This is a genomic window from Pseudomonas fontis, from assembly GCF_028656955.1.
Lineage (GTDB): Bacteria > Pseudomonadota > Gammaproteobacteria > Pseudomonadales > Pseudomonadaceae > Aquipseudomonas > Aquipseudomonas fontis.
Window position 1 is genome coordinate 79,472 of the sequence record NZ_JAMDGY010000053.1, and the last position, 17,804, is coordinate 97,275.

Below are 17,804 nucleotides of genomic sequence, written 5' to 3' on the forward strand. Positions count from 1 at the left end.
AAAAAGAGAAAAAATTGTCAACCGGATGCAGTGTCCGTGTGAAATAGACGACTATGCTGGGGCGTTGCCAATAAGACGCTCTGTACAGGGGGGCGAATAAAAGGAGGCTGTCAGTGTTCGGCAAGTCAATGGCGTACGATGTTTATCATTTGAGTATTTACCTGGCTGCAATCGTGAGCTGGGCAATGTTGTGTCTGATGATGCTGTTTGCGGCTCATCGCCTCGCACCGCGGCTGGCGCGGCTGGCGCTGCTGGGGCGGATACTGTTGCCGATCTGCGCCGTGGTGGTGTGCCTGGGGATATTGATGCTGGATATCTGGGCGTTCTATGGCCACGAAGTGGTGGAGTACGGTTTGCTAGTGGTGGGGATACTGTTACCGGCTGCTTTGTTGGTGATGCTCTACAAACATGTCCATTTGAGTTGAGTGTTAGTTTTTGTGAAACGCTGTGTAAGATATTTCGCAAATTTATTGAGGTTATTTATTAATTGGCCGTGCCTCAGCACGAAGCACGGCCAATGACACATCAGAAGTGCACTTTTACCAACAGGCTCGCCGTGTTCTGGTCGGTGTCGAAGCTGGAGGTATCTTCGATGCCGTACTTGTCTTTCCAGTAGTCGTACTCGATACCGACGTACAGTTGCTTCTCGCCCCAGTTCAGCGCTTTACCCAGGTCGTACTTGATCTGTGGGTTGAAGTGCAGGTTGGAGTGGTAGGTGCCGCGACGGGTCTCGTCGTTGTCCACGACCCAGTCCATGAAACCGTCGATCAGGATGTCCGACTTGCCCACCGGAATGGTGTAGGACCAGACCGGGGTGATCTGCCAGATGCCATCACCCGGGCGGTTGCCTTCGGTCTGACGCTGGTAGAAGTTCAACTGGAAGTAATCGAAGCCCGGGATGGCCAGGTCGAAGCCAGGGCCGATCAGGTAGGACTCGTTGTCACCCTCGCCAAACTCGTAGGTCATGGCCAGCAGCACGTCCTTGATCGGGCCGAACTCGATCTTCTGGTCGAAGATCTTGCCGAACGACAGGCGCGGGCTGAACTCACCGTAGTAGGTGTTCGGGCCAGCGTTGAAGTCCTTCTTGCCGTTGTAGAAGATCTTGTCGACGAACAGGAAGTTGTCACCGTACTTCCAGCCATCGGCGTGCTCGAAGGTGAAGGTCTGCTGGATCGACGGGTTGACGGTGAAGTCCTTGCCGTACAGGTAGGTCAGGCTGTTGTTCTGCCATTGCAGCAGATCGCCTGCCATGGCGGCGGTGCTGGCGGCGAGAAGACCACCGGCAAGCATCAGGCTGTTGGTTATGCGCATTGCAATGTTGCTCCATTGATTGGTTTTGTTTTCGGCGCTCTGGAATGGTGCCGTTTACGGGTTAAGTTGTCCAGCGGGTCAGCTTTTTTCGATTGGCCACAAAAAATTGGCAAGTGCCGGGCCAACTTTCCGCATGGCTCACAGCAGTCCTGCTCGACGTCTTTCTGAACAGATGAAAAGGGTATTTCAGGTTGGCGTGACGCTTGCCAACCGCCCGAATTCATTGACTGAGCGGTCAGCAAACGCAGGCAGGATCCGTCCTGCCCTGATCGAGGGGGCGCGCAGATTACTGGCTTGCGCGCTGTCCCTCAAGTGCTCCGTCCTGGAGCAAGTAAATCCAAAACTGTGCGTTCGATCAGGAATCAGAAGTGGAATTTGACCAGGGCACTGGCGACGCTTTGGCGCGTGTCCAGACGATCGCTGTTTTCGATACCGTATTTGTCTTTCCAGTAGCTGTACTCAAAGCCCACATACAGCTGCTTGGCGCCGAAGTTGAGGGCCTTGCCCAGGTCGTATTTGACCTGTGGGTTGAAGTGCAGGTTGGCGTGGTAGGTGCCACGGCGGGACTGGTCGTTGTCGACCACCCAGTCCATGTAGCCGTCGATGAGGATGTCGGAGCGGCCTACCGGGATGGTGTAGGAGAACGCTGGGGTGATCTGCCAGACGTGGTCCCCAGGGCGGCTGCCAATGGTGTTGCGCTGGTAGATGTTCAGGGTGAAATAGTTGAAGCCGGGAATCGCAAGATCAAAGCCCGGGCCGATCAGGAAGGCTTCGGTATCGCCTTCGCCGGTCTCGTAGGTCATCGCCAGCAACACGTCCTTGATCGGGCCAAACTCGAATTTTCGGTCGAAGATCTTGCCGAACGACAGGCGAGGGCTGATCTCGCTGTAGTAGGTGTTGGTGCCTTTGTTGAAGTCCCGGCCACCGTTGTAGAAGATCTTGTCGACGAACAGGAAGTTGTCGCCGTACTTCCACTTGTCGGCATGCTCGAAGGTCACGGTCTGCTGGATCGCAGGGTTGACCTCAAACTTGGTGCCGTACAGGTAGGTGAGGCTGTTGGTCTGCCAGAGCAGCAGATCCGAGGCCATGGCTGGAACGGTGGCCAGCAGGCTGCTGCCCAGCAAAAGGGACGAGGTGATGCGCTTCATGTTGTGCTTCCCGACTATTGTTATTGTTCGCTAGCGGATTTTTTCGGCGCAAACGCGCCCCGGACGAGCTCATTCCACAACTCGACGGTCTTGCGGTACTGCGTGAAGGAGCTGGGCGGCAAGGCGCCGCCCAATAACTCAGTGCTGGTGTGCAGCGTCGTTGTGCACGGCGCGTTCAGCACCACCCAGGATGTTGAACAGCAGGTTGAGGGTCAGCGCGCCGACGGTTGCCATGGCAATGCCGCTGTGGGTAATCGGTTCCATCCATTGCGGCATTTGCGCGAAGAACTCGGGACGCACCACAGGGATCAGCCCCATGCCGACGCTGACAGCGACGATCAGTTGGTTGCGGCGGTCGGCGATGTCGGCTTCCTGGAGGATCTTGATCCCGGTGGCGGCGACCATGCCGAACATCGCGATCGAAGCCCCGCCCAATACTGCCGGTGGGATCGAGGCAATCAGGAAGGCTGCCTTGGGCAGCAGGCTGAGCAGGATCAGGAATGCACCCGCGACCACGGTCACATAGCGGCAGCGCACGCCGGTCATCTGCACCAGGCCGATATTCTGGGCAAACGAGGAATGGGTGAAGGTGTTGAAGAAGCCTGCGACGAACGAGGCGCCGGCATCACACATCAGGCCGCGCCGCAGCATGCCAGGGGTGACTTCGCGGTCGGTGACCTTGCCCAGGGCAAGGAACATGCCGGTGGACTCGACGAAGATGATCACCACGACCAGGCACATCGACAGGATCGGTGCGAGGCTGAAGGTCGGCATGCCGAAGTGCAGCGGGGTGACCACTTGCAGCCAAGGGGCTTCATCGAGGCCGGAGAGATCGACCATGCCGATGGAGCCGGCAAGGATGTAGCCAAAGCCCATGCCGATCAGCACCGAGACATTGACCCAGAAACCGCGCATGAAGCGGTTGACCAGCAGGATGGTAGCCAGGACCAGGCCGGCCACGATCAGGTAGATCGGCTCGCCGAAGGTACTGGCGGCGGCGCCACCGCCCGCCCAGTTGACGGCAACCGGGAACAGCGACAGGCCAATCGAGGTGATGACCGTACCGGTCACCAGCGGCGGGAAGAAACGCACGACCTTGGACATGAACGGGGCGATGATCATGCCGAAGAAACCGGCGGCGATGGTCGCACCGAAAATCCCCTGCAGACCGACACCGGGCATCCCGGCCATGGCGACCATGCTGCCCACGGCGGCAAAGCTGGCGCCCATCATCACCGGCATGCGGATCCCTACAGCACCAATGCCGAACGACTGGACCATGGTGGCGACACCAGCGACCAGCAGATCGGCATTGATCAGGAACGCAACTTCTTCACGGGAGAGCCCGGCAGCCTGGCCGATGATCAGTGGCACCGCAATGGCACCGCCGTACATCAGCAACACGTGTTGCAGGCCTACCAGAATCAGTTGGAGCATGGGCAGGGGCTGTCGTGGCGGCGCAACGGGAATATACGCCTTGCGTGACTCGGACATGCAGCACCTCGAGTTTTGTTTTTATTGTTCGTCTTATGTGCGCGGCGTTAGACAAGACGCCGTTGGGTGGCCCTTGCGGGCCACCCGGGTCGATCAATTGGTTGGAGCGCCCTTGGCAATCCATGCACCAATCAGTTCACGCTCTTGCTGGGTCATCTGAGTGATGTTGCCCAGTGGCATGATCTGGCTGGCAACAGCCTGGGCCTGAATGCGCGGCGCCAGTTGCTGGATCTGTTGCGGGGTGTCGAGCATCACGCCGGCAGGGGCGGCGCTGAACAGCGGGCTGGTCGGCTTGGCCGAGTGGCACACGGTGCAGCGTTCCTGGATGACGCTGTGGATCTTGTCGAAGCCGGCATCGTCGAGCTTGGCGGTGGCTGCGGCTGGCGCTTCGGCCGGGGTCGCAGGTTCAGCCGGTGCAGCGGCTTTCTCGGCAGCTTTTTCTGCGGCGGTCTTGCCACCCAGCGCCGTTTCCGGCAGCGGCTGGTATTGGACTTTTGCAGCGGCTTGCTCTGGCGCGGTCGGCATTGGCTTTGGACCGGTGACGTAGGCCAGGCAGATCATCGCCAGGGCGCCAACCGGCAGGGTCCAGGCGTACTTGTTGCTGTCGTGACGGGTGTTGAAGTAGTGGCGTACCAATACCGCAGCCACTGCAATCCCGGCCAGGATCAGCCAGTTGTACTGGCTACCGTAGGTGCTCGGGAAGTGGTTGCTGATCATGATGAACAGCACCGGCAGGGTGAAGTAGTTGTTGTGACGCGAACGCAGCAGGCCTTTGGCGGGCAGCTTGGGATCAGGCGATTCGTTCTTCTCGATGGCGGCAACCAGCTGACGCTGGGCCGGCATGATGATCCGGAACACGTTGCCGACCATGATGGTGCCGATGATCGCGCCGGTGTGCAGGTAAGCACCGCGGCCGCTGAACACCTGGGTGAAGCCGAAGCATGCCGCAATCACCAGTACGAACAGCACCAGGCCGAGCAGGCCAGGGCGCTTGCCCAATGGCGAGTCGCACAGGAAGTCGTAGATGAACCAGCTGGCGATCAGCGAGCCGACACCGATGGCGATACCTTCAGCGCCGCTCAGGGTGCTGCCAGGGGCCAGCAGGTAGACCGTCGGGTTCCAGTAGAACACCAGGCACAGCAGGGCAATACCCGACATCCAGGTGAAATAGGCTTCCCATTTGAACCAGTGCAGGTTGTCCGGCATTTTTGGCGGAGCAAGCTTGTACTTCTCCAGGTGGTAGATCCCGCCACCGTGAATCGCCCAGAGATCGCCGGCCAGGCCATCGCGCGGGTTGACCCGGTTGAGGTTGTTTTCCAGCCAGACAAAGTAGAACGATGCGCCAATCCATGCGACGCCCGTGATCATGTGAACCCAGCGCACGCTCAGGTTCAGCCATTCCAACAGATGTGCTTCCACAGTCTTTACCTCTTGCTCTGGCACCCTGTTACCGAGTGCTCAGTCTTCTCTTATTGGTGGGGGGCGAGGATCAGTTGCTCATCCTCATTGAAAAAATGCTCATCGCAGTTGTTGCCTGTGCCACTGCGATCAACCACCAGGAAGTCATCCCGCTTTTCGATCGTCAGCACCGGGTGGTGCCAAACGCCGCGATGGTAATTAATGCCCTGCTTGCCATTGCTGACAAAAGCACGGACCAAACCTGATACAGGTGCATCGCCAACCGGCGCGACCACGATCAGAAAGGGGTTGCCGAGCAGCGGGATGAAAGCCTGGCTGCCCTGCGGATGGCGCTCCAGCATGCGGACGGTCAAGGGCATGTCCTGCGCGTCGGCGCGGAAGATGCTGATGATCGCCGTGTCCTCAGGCTGGGCGGTTTGCACCGTGGCCAGCTTGTGGAAGCGCATGGTCGAACCGTTGTTGATCATGAAGTGGTCGCTGCCGTCGGTTTCGATTACATCACCGAAAGCGGCGAAGGCTTCTTTGGTCAAGGGCTCAATCACTAAAGTGCGCATGCGGATCTCTCTTTATTCTGTGTTGTATGGACTGTCGCTACGGCCGGTTTCGACCAGGCCCTGGGTACACTCGCGAGCCGTACTCGGGCCAGGTGGCCAAAACGCCAGGCCTTAAAGTTGCAGCAGGCGGAACAGGGCAATCAGGTTGATCTGCGCCAGCGCTTCCTTGAACTCGACGTCAGTCGCGTTGTGGATGCGCTTTTCGAACGAGGCGAGGATCTGGTGCCGGTTGCTGCCTTTTACCGCCATGATGAACGGGAACTGGAACTTGGCCTTGTAGGCATCGTTCAGCTCGGTGAAGCGTGCAAATTCTTCGGCGGTGCACTGGTGGATACCGGCGCCGGCCTGTTCGTTGGTGCTCGATTCGGTCAACTCGCCCTGGACTGCAGCTTTGCCTGCGAGGTCCGGGTGAGCGTTGATCAGCGCCAGTTGTGCGGCGTGATCGGCGCTGAGCAGGATGTCGCTCATGCGCTGGTGCAGCGCTTCGATCTGGTCCAGCTCATGCAGCTGGCCCAGGTCGTAGGCTTTTTCGGCAACCCACGGCGAGTGCTCGTAGATGTCGGCGAAGGCTTCGACGAACGCTGCGCGGTCCAGGGTCGAAGGCTTCAGGGTCTTGAAATCGGTCATCATGCGTTCTCGGCTTTATATGGGTGGGTGGCATGCCAGTGACGGGCAATGTCCACACGCCGGGCGAACCAGACCTGGTCGTGGCTCTGGGCGTAATCGATGAAGCGCTTGAGCGCGGCCAGGCGAGCCGGGCGGCCGATCAGGCGGCAATGCAGGCCGATCGAGAGCATTTTTGGCGCTTCGGCACCTTCGGCATACAGCACGTCGAAGGCGTCCTTGAGGTACTGGAAGAACTGCTCGCCGCAATTGAAACCCTGGACCTGGGTAAAGCGCATGTCGTTGGTGTCCAGGGTGTAGGGGATCACCAGGTGCGGCTTGTCGGTCGGGTTGTTCGATTCCCAGTAGGGCAGGTCATCGTCGTAGGTGTCGCTGTCATAGAGGAAGCCTCCTTCCTCCATCACCAGGCGGCGGGTGTTCGGCCCGGTACGGCCGGTGTACCAGCCCAGCGGACGCTCGCCGGTGAGTTCGGTGAGAATGCGGATGGCTTCGAGCATGTGCTCGCGTTCCTGGTTCTCGTCCATGTACTGGTAGTCGATCCAGCGGTAGCCGTGGCTGCAGATCTCGTGGCCGGCTTCGACCATGCTGCGGATCACGTCAGGGTGACGCTGGGCCGCCATGGCGACGGCGAAGACGGTCAGGGGCACGCCGCTGTCCTTGAACAGCTTGAGCAAACGCCAGACGCCAGCGCGGCTGCCGTACTCGTAGAGCGATTCCATGCTCATGTTGCGTGCGCCTTGCAGCGGCTGGGCAGAGACCATTTCCGAGAGGAAGGCTTCTGATTCCTTGTCGCCGTGGAGGATGTTGCGCTCGCCACCTTCCTCATAATTGAGCACGAAAGACAAAGCGATGCGGGCATTCCCCGGCCAGCGCGGATGGGGAGGGGTATTGCCGTAACCGATCAGGTCGCGAGGATAATCAGCGCTCACTGCAGCCTTCCTTCTTGTACGTGAAAACGGGAGAGTGGCGAGCCGTGTCGGCAGTCGGCCACACTGATGAGGGTGATTGTATACAACTTTATTGACGATTTGTAAGTCTGTTTTTCTGATTTCTTTCCGCCGCCTTCCTTATTAGGGTGTGCAAGAAACCTGCCTGATTAGTCAGCAAATGACGTTGGCGTCGCCGAGCTGTCTAGCTTTACGACTGATGGTCTATATACAGGGGATGAGCGGTAGGCTAGCAAGATCGTCATAAAAATTGTGTACAATTTGCAGTGGAAATGTCTTAATAATCCGACAGCCGCACACTGCTGTGCTACACAGTGGTGTTCAGCGGGAATTTTTTGCCCACAGATTGAAATGAGGCGAGCAAGCAATGGGACGTTTGACCACGCATGTACTGGATGCCGCACACGGCTGCCCTGGTAGCTCGATCAAGGTCGAGCTGTACCGGGTTGAAGGTCAGCAGCTGGAGCTGGTGAACACTGCCCTGACCAACAGCGATGGCCGTTGCGATGCGCCGCTGTTGCAGGGTGATGACTACCGTAGTGGTGTGTACCAGCTGCAGTTCAGCGCTGGCGATTACTACCGTGCACGTGGCGTGCAGTTGCCGGGGACCGCGTTCCTGGATGTCGTGGTACTGCGTTTCGGCATCAGCGCCGAGCAGGATCACTACCACGTTCCGTTGTTGATCTCGCCGTACAGTTACTCTACCTATCGCGGAAGCTAGTTGGTCGCTAGAAGAATCTTCGTAGGTCCTTGCCCGCTCACACTGCGGGCTTTTTTTCGCCTGGGATTTGTTGGGCGTTGAATGGCAGGTGCTGTCGTGTAGCCGCTGCCGTAAGGCTGCGCTCGGCTGCAACGCAGGCGCCGCTTTTGGGAGCCCTTGCGGTCTCCAGCGCAGCCTGGCGGCAGCGGCTACAGGATGCCGGACCGCAGAGACGGGTCCTTGCAGTTGCCGATGTCTTGTCGCCCATACCCGGAAAACAAAAAACCTCGCCCGTAGGCGAGGTTCTGGTGTTGCAGCAGCGGGTGATTAGAGGAACACGAACTTGGCAATGAAGATCGCGCACAGTACCCACAGGCTGGCCGAGACTTCCTTGTAGCGCCCCGTACCTGCCTTGAGCACGACATAGGTAATGAAGCCAAGGGCAATCCCGTCAGCCACCGAGAAGGTCAGCGGCATCATGATCGCGGTCACGATTGCTGGAATGCTGTCAGTCGCTTCATCCCAGTCGATATGGGCCATGCTGCCCATCATCAGCATCGCGACATAGATCAGCGCACCCGCCGTGGCGTAGGCCGGGATCATCCCCGCCAATGGTGCGAAGAACATCGCTGCAATAAACAGCAGGCCGACCACTACGGCCGTCAACCCGGTCCGGCCACCGGCCGCCACACCTGCCGCGCTTTCTACATAGCTGGTAACCGGCGGAACACCCACCACGGCACCAAACACGCTGGACGCACTGTCCGCTTTCAGCGCCCGAGACAGGTTCTCGATGCGCCCGTCAGCATTCACCAGGTTCGCTCGCTGCGCCACGCCCATCAGCGTACCGGCGGTGTCGAACATGTGCACGAAGAGGAAAGCCAGTACCACGGCGATCATGCTGACGTTGAACACGCCCTTGACGTCCATGGCCATCCAGGTCGGTGCCAGGCTTGGCGGCAGCGAGAACACGCCACCGTATTCGACCAGCCCCAGCCCCCAGCCCGCGAGGGTGACGGCGATGATGCTGATCAGGATGGCGCCAAACACGCGGCGATAGCTGAGCACCGCAATCATCAGGAAGCAGATGGCGGCCAGCAGTGGGCCAGGCTCATGCAGCGAGCCCAGCTTGACCAGCGTGGCCGGGCTGTCAACGATGATGCCCGCCGTTTTGAGACCGATCAGCCCGAGGAACAATCCGACGCCGGCGCCCATGGCGTGGCGAAGGCTGACCGGGATGCTGTTGAGCAGCCATTCGCGCACGCGGGAAAGGGTCAGGAACATGAACAGCACCCCGGAAACAAACACCGCACCCAGTGCGGCCTCCCAGGTGTAGCCCATGGTGCCAACCACGGTGTAGGTGAAGAAGGCGTTCAGCCCCATGCCGGGTGCCAGGCCAACCGGCCAGTTGGCATACAGCCCCATCAACAGGCAACCCAGTGCCGCGGCGATACAGGTCGCGACAAATGCAGCACCATGGTCGATGCCGGCATCGGCCATGATGTTGGGGTTGACGAAGATGATGTATGCCATCGTGATGAAGGTCGTCAGGCCCGCAATCATCTCGGTCTTGACGGTAGTGCCGTGTAGCTTGAGTTTGAAAATCCGCTCCAGCAAGCTCGTTTCGAGCGGCGGAGCAAGATCCAGCGTAGGGGCGTCGGATTTGCGGCTTTCCACAGCGTGTACTCCTCAAGTCTTTCTTATTGTTCAGAGCCGGGTCCTGCGCACGCACTAGGGGACTCTGGAGGGGGTGAGTGGCGCTCGTTCAGACTCGGTTGTTGACCGTGGAGTCAGGAAGTTGCACGAGTGGATTATGCGTTTGTATACAAATAATGCAAATAATGTTTTCGTTGTTGTGCGTGCAATATGCTGTGGAGCCGCTATAAAGGCTATCGCCCCCTGCAGAAATCGCTGCGCCTGTGTACAATGCGCCAATACCTTTATCGTTTAATTTTCTATCCAGGACTTGCCTTCGCCCTACTGGCTGGTATTACAGTCAGGGTCCGATAGGCGGATCTCCGTGCTCGAGTGCCCATGAACGAACAGCTGCAACCTCTCAAGAAACCCACGCGTGTCGGCAAGGCCGGCCGTAGCGGCACCCAGGACGATATCGTCTACGCGCATATTTTCGAGGCCATCCTCGAGCAACGTCTCGCGCCGGGTACCAAGTTGAGCGAGGAAGCGCTGGGCGAGATCTTTGGCGTCAGCCGCACCATCATTCGTCGCGCGTTGTCGCGCCTGGCCCACGAAAGCGTGGTGCTGTTGCGCCCCAACCGTGGTGCCGTGGTTGCCAGCCCGACGGTCGAGGAAGCCCGCCAGGTGTTCTTCTCGCGTCGTATGGTCGAACGCGCGATCACTGAGCTTGCGGTGCTGCACGCCACCCCTGAGCAATTGAACGAACTGCGCCTGATGGTCCGTGAAGAGCGCGACAGCTTCTCGCGTGGCGACCGTGGCGCCGGCATTCGTCTTTCCGGCGAGTTCCACCTCAAGCTGGCCGAGGCGGCAGGTAATGCCCCGTTGATCAGCTTCCAGCGCAGCCTGGTCTCGCAAACCTCGTTGATCATTGCCCAGTACGAAAGCGGCAACCGCTCGCATTGCTCGTACGACGAGCACATGCAGTTGATCGACGCCATCGAGGCGCGCGATGCCGAGCAGGCCGTGAGCCTGATGATGCATCACATGGACCACATCGACAGCAAGCTCAACCTCGATGAGGAAAGCGCTTCCGATGACCTGCACGCAGTGTTCTCGCACTTGCTGCAAACCAAGAAGCGTGGTGGCTCGGTCTCGGCCAAGGGCTGAGCCTCAGCCCCGACGGTAATTTGCTACGACTTCGCTTTGGCCTTGGTTTTACGTGGCGCGCCAGTGGTTTTGCGCCGCTTCTTCCATGGTGTCGCGGCCGGCACTGCCGGCCCGCTGATGCGCAGGCTCAGCCCTGAGCAGCGCTCCACCTGCTTGCTCATCCACGCTGACTGCTTGGCGACAAACTCCTCAAGGGTCATCTCGCCACTTTGCACCATGTCCAGCGCCTGCTCCCAGATCGCCGTGGTGCCAGGGTCGGCAATCGCGCGCGGCACCGCGTCGATCAGGCTGAATGCTGCCGGCGTCGCCGACAGGGCCTTGCCCTGCTTGACCAGGTAGCCGCGATCCAGCAGCCCTTGAATAATCCCCGCCCGCGTCGCCTCGGTGCCTATCCCGGTGGTGTCCTTGAGTTTCTGTTTCAGGCGCGGATCGTCCACCAGTTTGGCAACGTTCTTCATTGCCTTGATCAGGTCGCCTTCGGTAAACGGCTTGGGCGGCTGGGTCCAGAGGTCTTTGAGCTGGATGTCGACGACGGCGCAATCCTGCCCCTCGGACAAGCTTGGCAGCACCTGCGGCGCCGGCGCTTCACGGCCTTTGGGCGGGGTCAGCGCCTCGGGCAGCGCCCGGCGCCAGCCCGGCTCGACAATCTGCTTGCCTACCGCGCGCAAGGCGTGCCCGGCACACTCGAAATCGGCCTGGGTACGGTCGTATTCGTGGTTGGGCAGGAACTGCGCCAGGTACCGCGCACGAATCAGCGTGTAGACGGCCTTGTGCTTGCCCGGCAAACGACTGGGGTCGATTGCTGCTGCGGTGGGGATGATGCCGTGGTGGGCACTGACCTTGGCGTCGTTCCAGGCCCGTGACTGGCGTTGTGGCTGCAGGTGCCCCTGCAGCGGTGCAAGGCTTGCGTCCGCGCGGCTGAGTGCCGCCAGTATCGAGCCGGCTTCGGCGTGCTGGCTCAAGGGCAGGTAGCCGCAATCACTGCGCGGGTAGGTGATCACTTTGTGGGTTTCGTAGAGAGCCTGGGCGATATCCAGGGTTTCCTGGGCGCCGAGCCCGAGCTTCTTCGAGCAGACTTCCTGCAGGGTGCCCAGGTCGAAGGGCAGCGGGGCGGCTTCACGCACGCGTTCCGTGCCGATCTTCATCACCCGTGCTGACGCGGCAGCGCCAATGGCTGCCGCCGCTTGCTGGGCCAGGGCCTGGTTGAGGCAGCGGCCCTGGTCGTCACAGGTATCTTCCGGTGCGCGCCACTGCGCGTTGAAGACTGTGCCGGCACTGCTCAACTGCACGTCGATGGCCCAGAACGCAACCGGAACGAAATCGGCAATGCTGCGATCGCGATCCACCACCAGGCGCAGGGTCGGCGTTTGTACCCGGCCGACCGGCAAAACTCCCTGATAACCCGACTGGCGCCCGAGCAGGGTGAACAGGCGGCTCATGTTCATGCCGATCAGCCAGTCTGCCCGCGAGCGGCCGAGCGCGGAGTGGTAAAGGCTGAAGGTCGCGGCGCCCGGTTTTAGGGTGGCCAGTGCCTTGCGAATGGAGGCATCGTCCAGGGCCGAAAGCCACAAGCGCTGGATTGGCCCGCGATAGCGGCAATGCTCGACCAGTTCGCGGGCGATCATCTCGCCCTCGCGGTCGGCGTCCGTGGCAATTACCAGCTCGGCTGCCTCGCCGAGCAGGCGCTTGACCGCCTTGTACTGGCTGGCCGTCTTCGGCTTGACCAGCATCTTCCACTTGGCGGGGATGATCGGCAGGTCGGCCAGGACCCAGCGTTTGTAGCGCGCGTCATACGCGTCGGGTGGGGCGGTCTCCAGCAGGTGGCCAATGCACCAGGTGACGGTCACGCCAGTGCCGACCCAGCAGCCATCGCCACGCCGAGTGGCCCCGAGGACCTTGGCGATGTCTTTTGCCTGGGAGGGTTTTTCGCAGAGGAACAGGCGCATGCTCGAACACTGTGGGTGATTGCCGATAACCCATAGCATGCGCAGAGAATCGGGCTCAGGCAAGTTTTATCTGGATGGATATACAGCCTTGTGTGTCAGCTGTTCTTCATGGGGGCGATGGGGCCAGCGCTCAGGGCGTACCTCTGCGCGGATTGTTGTGCACGCCGCAATGAGTTGTTCAATATGTTCATCAGACAAGCCGCTATTTAGTGTCAAGCGTACCAACGCACCGTCTTTTGGCGTTGCGGGCCAGCAGAATACTGAGCCGAATATCCCTCGGTGCTCCAGTGCGTCACGCAGTTGGATAGTCTCTTTCTCGGTACCGGGGGTCAGTGCGATGATCTGTTCGGTGCCGGTTGAAACATCGTACCCGAGGTCACTGAGTTTCTCGCGTGTATGGCGCGTGATGCTTTCGAGGCGAGTGCGCCGGTCATCTGCCATAGAGAGGAAGTCCGCAGCGTATTCGAACCACGTCAGCTCATGCTCGAGCAGTGTCGAGCTGAACGAAGTGGGGTAGGAGTTCATATGGAAGTAGTCCTTGAACGCTGTTGGACATGCAATGACTCCAGCTCTTCCAGCAAAGGCTTTTGCAAGGCTGACCGTGATGAAATGGACGCGAGGGCCCAGGCCAAGCTCCGAGATCAGGCCGCTGCCGTGTGGCCCGCATACGCCGACTGAATGAGATTCGTCGACAACCAAGACGCAGTCGGTTTGTTGTGCGAGATCACAAAATGCGTTCAGCGGGGCAGCGCTGCCGTTGATGCTGTAAATGGCATCAATCACCAGGACCCCTGGCCCATGCTGGGTGATCAGTTCACAGGCATGGTCCACACTGTTGTGTCTGAAAACCTTGATATCGGCATTGGCAGCTGTGGCCCCATACCAAAACGAAGGGTGGGCCTGGCGGTCCAGATAGACGGGGATGCTGGGGCCGCTGATGGTTTGCATGAGACCGGTGTTGGCGCCCCAGCCGGACTGGCAAACAATGGTGCTCTCGGTGTTCAGAAACTGCGCGAGTTTGTGTTCCAGGCGCGCGATTGGACAGTTGCCATGGTGCAGCGAAAGCGACATCAGCAACTGGTAACCAGCCCGCTTGATGGATTGCGCCTGCGCGTCAAGGAGCGAGCGCTCATTGGACAGGCACAGGTAGTCATTGCTTGAAAGATGCAGAGCATTCGTGCCGGGCACGGTACCGTGCAGGATATGTTGGCCGCCCCAGTCCCGCTGGAATCGTTCCGTGTAGAAACGCTCAATGCGCCGAGCAACAAAATCCGGGAGAGGGGCTGGGGCGGATGAGGGTGCAGCTGGTTGCGTGCTCACAGGAAATGACTCCTCTTCACGTTCAATTTGAAGGGAGTAAGCGCTTCATTGACGCACCTGACTACTGGTAGAAATATCAGGTGCGTCGGTCATCGCATCAGTTCTTGAAGCTGGAATGCTTGCGCCCCTGGTCACACAGGGCAAACACCACCACGAACACCGCGGCAATGGCGAGGATCACCACCACGCCATCAGTGGAGTGGGTAGGGGAGCTGGCAACCAGTGCCAGGCCGCCCAGTGGCGCCAGGCCACCGGCAACCGCAGTGCCGATTTCCCGGCCGGTACCGAAGCCCGACGAACGTGTCTGCGTCGGGAACTGACGGCTGAGGAACGAACCCTGCGGGGCGAACATCATCGGCGCCAGGATGCCGGTCCCAATGGCAATGGCGATGTAGATCATGGTCGGCTCGCCAGTGTTCAGCAGCGCCATGAACGGGTAGGCGAACAGCACCGAGAAGAACCCGCCAAACATCAGCACGGTCTTGCTGCTCCAGCGGTCGCACAGCCAGCCGAAGAACGGCACGGCAACGATGGCTACCAGGCTCGCGATGGTCACCGACAGCGAGGTGACGTGGGCTTCAACACCTTTGTACTGGGTCAGGTAGGCCAGCGAGAAGGTCTTGAAGATGTAGCTCAGCGCGTTGTAGCCAATCGCCACGAAGAACACCACGGCCAGGCCCTTGAGGTCATTGCGGAACAAGGCCTTGAGCGGGGATTCGGTGGACTTGGCCGGGGCCTGTTCCAGTTCGGCGAACTGCGGGGTTTCCGGGATGCTGCTGCGCACCCACAGGCCGACACCGACCAGCACGATGCTGCAGATGAACGGGATCCTCCAGCCGCCGGACAGCATGAACTCGTTGCCATTCATGGTCAGCAGGTACACGGTCAACGACGACAGCAGCAGGCCCAGGTTCAGCCCCAGTGCCGGCCAGGCACCCTGGCTGCCGCGCTTGCCTTCGCTGGCGTGCTCGTAGGAGGTCACCGCCGCACCGGACAGCTCGGCACCCGCGCCAAGGCCCTGGAAGATGCGGATCACCACCAGCAGGATCGGCGCCCAGATGCCGATCGAGGCATAGCTGGGGATCAGGCCGATCAGCGTGGTGCACACGCCCATCATGCAGAACGTGATCACCAGTACCTGCTTGCGTCCGAATTTGTCGCCCAGGTAGCCGAACAGAATGCCGCCAAAGGGGCGGGCAATGAAGCCAATGGCAAAGGTCGAGAAGGCCAGCAGCGAGGCAACCTGCGGGTTGCTCGGGTCGAAGAAGATCTTCGAGAAGACGATCGCCGCCATGGTCGCGTACAGGTAGAAGTCGTACCACTCCAGCATCGAGCCGAAAATGGTCGCGGCCGCGACTTTGCGCAGGCGCTTCTTCTTTTGTTCCGGGGTTTCGCTTGCGGTCGGGGCCGCTTCTTGTACCGACATCGAAAGGTTTCCTTATTGTCTTTGTAGTTGGGGAGGCAGCGGGTTTCAGCGGGCGTTGAAGATCCTCTCGGCGATCATTTCGCCGATCGGGATGGCAGAGGTGGCGGCGGGCGAGGGCGCGTTGCAGACGTGCACCATGCGTGGCGTTTCGGCGAACAGGAAGTCATGCACCAAGGTGCCGTCACGCATCACCGCCTGCGCGCGGATGCCGGCCTCATAGGGCAGCAGGTCGTCGACTTCCAGGGATGGGCAGTACTTGCGGCATTGTTCCAGGTAGCCGCGCTTGAACAGCGAGTTCTTCATCTCGGTAGTGCCCGAGCCGAGGTTGTTCCAGATGGTTTTCCAGAAACCCGGGAAGCTGGCGTAGTCGGCCACGTCGCGCCAATTGATCGAGAACTTGCGGTAGTTCTCCCGGCCCAGCCCCAGTACGGCGTTCGGCCCGACGGTGACGCTGCCGTCGATCATCCGCGTCAGGTGCACGCCGAGGAACGGCAATTCCGGATCGGGAATCGGGTAGATCAGGTGGTTGACGATGTCGTTCTTGCTCGCCGGCAGGCGGAAGTATTCGCCACGGAAGGGGATGATCTGGTGGTCTATCTTGACCCCGGCCAGCGCGGCCAGGCGGTCGGACTGCAAGCCGGCGCAGGCCACCAGTTGCTTGGCACGCCAGACGCGGTCCGGGCTGCTGACGGTGACGTTGTCGCTGCTCTCGTGGATCGCCTTGACCTGGGTGCCCAGGCAGATTTCCCCGCCAGCCTGCTGGATGACCTTGGCCATGGCCTGGCAGACCTGCTTATAGTCGACGATGCCGGTGGCATCGAGAAACAGCCCGCCAAGGCCGACGATGTTTGGCTCGCGTGCGCGCAGCTCGCTGGCATCCAGGCGTTCGACCTTCAGCCCGTTCTGTTGGGAGCGCTCGTACAGCGCCTGCATGCGCTGCACTTCCAGGGCATTGGAGGCCACCAGCAGCTTGCCGCAGACGTCGTACTTGATCGCGTGTTCGTCGCAGAAGTCCTTGGTCGCCTGGGCGCCACGCTTGCACAAGTCGGCCTTGAGGCTGCCCGGCGCGTAGTAGATGCCGGCATGGATCACGCCGCTGTTGTGCCCGGTCTGGTGGCGGGCCAGGGTGGTTTCCTTTTCCAGGATGACCAGCGAGGCGCCGGGTTCACGCTTGAGCAGGGCCATGGCGGTGGCGAGGCCAACAATGCCGCCGCCGATGATGCAGTAGTCGTAGATCATGCAGGTGTCACCTTGCTGTTCTTGTCAGATGGTCTTGCTATCAGGTTGTCAGACTAATGGTTGCAAAGAAAAGGCGCTGCTACGGCAGCGCCGATCAATTCGGCTGTTGGCTTATTCCATATTGGGCAGGTCGAGCTTCAAGCGCAGCGCCGAGGCGCGCAGGTGCGCTTCGGCGCACGCGGCAGCGGCGAGGCGGTCGCCATCGGCAATCGCCTGGTACAAGGCTTCGTGTTCGCGAATGGCGTCGGCCGAACCACCTACCAGCAGTTTTGCCGAGTTTTCCCAGGCAGTCTTGCGCGCGGCGGCCAGTTGCCCGCGCAGGAAGTCGTGGAAGGCCACGAAGTAGTCATTCTTGCTGGCGTCGGCAATGGCGCGGTGGAACTCGACGTCGGCGGCGGCGGCAATATCGAACTCGCTGCGTTTGTCCTGCATCACCTTGAGCGCCGTGCGCATGCGCGCCAGGTCGGCGGCGTCGCGGCGTTGGGCGGCGATGGAGGCAGCCTGGGTTTCGATCCACAGGCGCACTTCGAACATCTGCACCAGGTCAGGGGAGCGGCCCTGGGCACTGGGGAAGCGGAACACGGTGCCATTGGGGGTCTGGGAGATGTACGAACCCAGCCCGCGCCGAGCAATCAGTACGCCGTCAGCCTTGAGTTGCGCCACCGCCTCACGCACGACCGAGCGGCTGACGTTCAGTTGCTCGGCCAGTTGCTGTTCGGTGGGTAGACGCGATTCTGCCGCCAGGCGACCTGAATCGATTTCGGCGCGGATGGCGCCGACCACGCGTTCTACCAGGGTGTCGGGGCGCTGTAGCTCAAGCATGAAGGGTGTGGCTCATTAATCAGGTTGTCAGACAATGCCTGCGCAGTGTTTC

At 60.4% G+C, this 17,804-nt stretch carries 16 protein-coding genes; 3 read left to right on the forward strand and 13 right to left on the reverse strand.

Annotated features, from left to right (window positions below):
• The first annotated feature begins 113 nt into the window (after positions 1-113).
• On the forward strand, positions 114-425 hold the full coding sequence (locus M5G11_RS17150; RefSeq protein ID WP_273911748.1) for a hypothetical protein: 312 nt from the start codon (positions 114-116) through the stop codon (positions 423-425).
• A 100-nt stretch (positions 426-525) separates the two neighbouring features.
• On the opposite strand, the gene M5G11_RS17155 is transcribed toward M5G11_RS17150, so the two are convergent.
• The 7 genes from M5G11_RS17155 to puuE all read right to left on the reverse strand — a co-directional run bounded on the left by M5G11_RS17155 (position 526) and on the right by puuE (position 7,479).
• Complete coding sequence (locus M5G11_RS17155; RefSeq protein ID WP_273911749.1) at positions 526-1,311, reverse strand: outer membrane protein OmpK; 786 nt, start codon at positions 1,309-1,311, stop codon at positions 526-528.
• A gap of 362 nt (positions 1,312-1,673) precedes the next feature.
• Positions 1,674-2,459: an outer membrane protein OmpK gene (locus tag M5G11_RS17160; protein ID WP_273911750.1), complete on the reverse strand. Its 786-nt coding sequence runs from the start codon at positions 2,457-2,459 to the stop codon at positions 1,674-1,676.
• 138 nt (positions 2,460-2,597) lie between these two features.
• The gene (locus M5G11_RS17165) at positions 2,598-3,953 is read right to left on the reverse strand and encodes a nucleobase:cation symporter-2 family protein (protein WP_273911751.1); all 1,356 of its coding nucleotides are present in this window, start codon (positions 3,951-3,953) and stop codon (positions 2,598-2,600) included.
• Positions 3,954-4,046: 93 nt separating this feature from the next.
• Complete coding sequence (locus tag M5G11_RS17170; RefSeq protein WP_273911752.1) at positions 4,047-5,372, reverse strand: urate hydroxylase PuuD; 1,326 nt, start codon at positions 5,370-5,372, stop codon at positions 4,047-4,049.
• Positions 5,373-5,422: 50 nt separating this feature from the next.
• Positions 5,423-5,926, reverse strand: coding sequence for an ureidoglycolate lyase (locus M5G11_RS17175; protein WP_273911753.1), 504 nt, complete (start codon positions 5,924-5,926; stop codon positions 5,423-5,425).
• 111 nt (positions 5,927-6,037) lie between these two features.
• Complete coding sequence (gene uraD / locus M5G11_RS17180) at positions 6,038-6,553, reverse strand: 2-oxo-4-hydroxy-4-carboxy-5-ureidoimidazoline decarboxylase (protein WP_273911754.1); 516 nt, start codon at positions 6,551-6,553, stop codon at positions 6,038-6,040.
• Positions 6,553-7,479 carry an allantoinase PuuE gene (puuE, locus tag M5G11_RS17185; protein ID WP_273911755.1) on the reverse strand — a complete coding sequence of 309 codons (927 nt, stop codon included), beginning with the start codon at positions 7,477-7,479 and terminating at the stop codon, positions 6,553-6,555. The genes uraD and puuE overlap by 1 nt, the downstream gene beginning before the upstream one ends.
• A 385-nt stretch (positions 7,480-7,864) precedes the next feature.
• Between puuE and uraH the strand changes: the two genes are divergently transcribed.
• The gene (uraH, locus tag M5G11_RS17190; RefSeq protein ID WP_273911756.1) at positions 7,865-8,218 is read left to right on the forward strand and encodes a hydroxyisourate hydrolase; all 354 of its coding nucleotides are present in this window, start codon (positions 7,865-7,867) and stop codon (positions 8,216-8,218) included.
• Between the two features lie 306 nt (positions 8,219-8,524).
• Here the strand turns inward: uraH and M5G11_RS17195 are convergent, their stop codons facing one another.
• Entirely contained in the window at positions 8,525-9,874 is a 1,350-nt protein-coding gene (locus tag M5G11_RS17195) for an NCS2 family permease (protein ID WP_273911757.1), read from the reverse strand.
• Positions 9,875-10,231: 357 nt separating this feature from the next.
• On the opposite strand from M5G11_RS17195, the gene M5G11_RS17200 reads away from it, so the two are divergent.
• Positions 10,232-10,999 carry a GntR family transcriptional regulator gene (locus M5G11_RS17200; protein WP_273911758.1) on the forward strand — a complete coding sequence of 256 codons (768 nt, stop codon included), beginning with the start codon at positions 10,232-10,234 and terminating at the stop codon, positions 10,997-10,999.
• A gap of 23 nt (positions 11,000-11,022) precedes the next feature.
• Here the strand turns inward: M5G11_RS17200 and M5G11_RS17205 are convergent, their stop codons facing one another.
• The 5 genes from M5G11_RS17205 to M5G11_RS17225 form a co-directional block, all read right to left on the reverse strand.
• Positions 11,023-12,945, reverse strand: coding sequence for a DNA topoisomerase III (locus M5G11_RS17205; protein WP_273911789.1), 1,923 nt, complete (start codon positions 12,943-12,945; stop codon positions 11,023-11,025).
• 66 nt (positions 12,946-13,011) lie between these two features.
• Positions 13,012-14,265: an alpha-hydroxyketone-type quorum-sensing autoinducer synthase gene (gene cqsA / locus M5G11_RS17210; protein ID WP_273911759.1), complete on the reverse strand. Its 1,254-nt coding sequence runs from the start codon at positions 14,263-14,265 to the stop codon at positions 13,012-13,014.
• Between the two features lie 97 nt (positions 14,266-14,362).
• Complete coding sequence (locus M5G11_RS17215; protein ID WP_273911760.1) at positions 14,363-15,691, reverse strand: MFS transporter; 1,329 nt, start codon at positions 15,689-15,691, stop codon at positions 14,363-14,365.
• 45 nt (positions 15,692-15,736) lie between these two features.
• Complete coding sequence (gene lhgO, locus M5G11_RS17220) at positions 15,737-16,930, reverse strand: L-2-hydroxyglutarate oxidase (RefSeq protein WP_273911761.1); 1,194 nt, start codon at positions 16,928-16,930, stop codon at positions 15,737-15,739.
• Between the two features lie 111 nt (positions 16,931-17,041).
• Positions 17,042-17,752, reverse strand: a complete 711-nt coding sequence (locus M5G11_RS17225) for a FadR/GntR family transcriptional regulator (RefSeq protein WP_273911762.1) — start codon at positions 17,750-17,752, stop codon at positions 17,042-17,044.
• Positions 17,753-17,804 lie beyond the last annotated feature (52 nt).

Excerpts from the sequence above, each read along its gene's own strand:
- M5G11_RS17155 (WP_273911749.1), bottom strand. The coding sequence starts at position 1,311 with ATGCGCATAACCAACAGCCTGATGCTTGCCGGTGGTCTTCTCGCCGCC.
- M5G11_RS17160 (WP_273911750.1), bottom strand. The coding sequence starts at position 2,459 with ATGAAGCGCATCACCTCGTCCCTTTTGCTGGGCAGCAGCCTGCTGGCC.
- M5G11_RS17165 (WP_273911751.1), bottom strand. The coding sequence starts at position 3,953 with ATGTCCGAGTCACGCAAGGCGTATATTCCCGTTGCGCCGCCACGACAG.
- M5G11_RS17175 (WP_273911753.1), bottom strand. The coding sequence starts at position 5,926 with ATGCGCACTTTAGTGATTGAGCCCTTGACCAAAGAAGCCTTCGCCGCT.
- uraD (WP_273911754.1), bottom strand. The coding sequence starts at position 6,553 with ATGACCGATTTCAAGACCCTGAAGCCTTCGACCCTGGACCGCGCAGCG.
- uraH (WP_273911756.1), top strand. The coding sequence starts at position 7,865 with ATGGGACGTTTGACCACGCATGTACTGGATGCCGCACACGGCTGCCCT.
- M5G11_RS17200 (WP_273911758.1), top strand. The coding sequence starts at position 10,232 with ATGAACGAACAGCTGCAACCTCTCAAGAAACCCACGCGTGTCGGCAAG.
- M5G11_RS17205 (WP_273911789.1), bottom strand. The coding sequence starts at position 12,945 with ATGCGCCTGTTCCTCTGCGAAAAACCCTCCCAGGCAAAAGACATCGCC.
- M5G11_RS17215 (WP_273911760.1), bottom strand. The coding sequence starts at position 15,691 with ATGTCGGTACAAGAAGCGGCCCCGACCGCAAGCGAAACCCCGGAACAA.
- lhgO (WP_273911761.1), bottom strand. The coding sequence starts at position 16,930 with ATGATCTACGACTACTGCATCATCGGCGGCGGCATTGTTGGCCTCGCC.
- M5G11_RS17225 (WP_273911762.1), bottom strand. The coding sequence starts at position 17,752 with ATGCTTGAGCTACAGCGCCCCGACACCCTGGTAGAACGCGTGGTCGGC.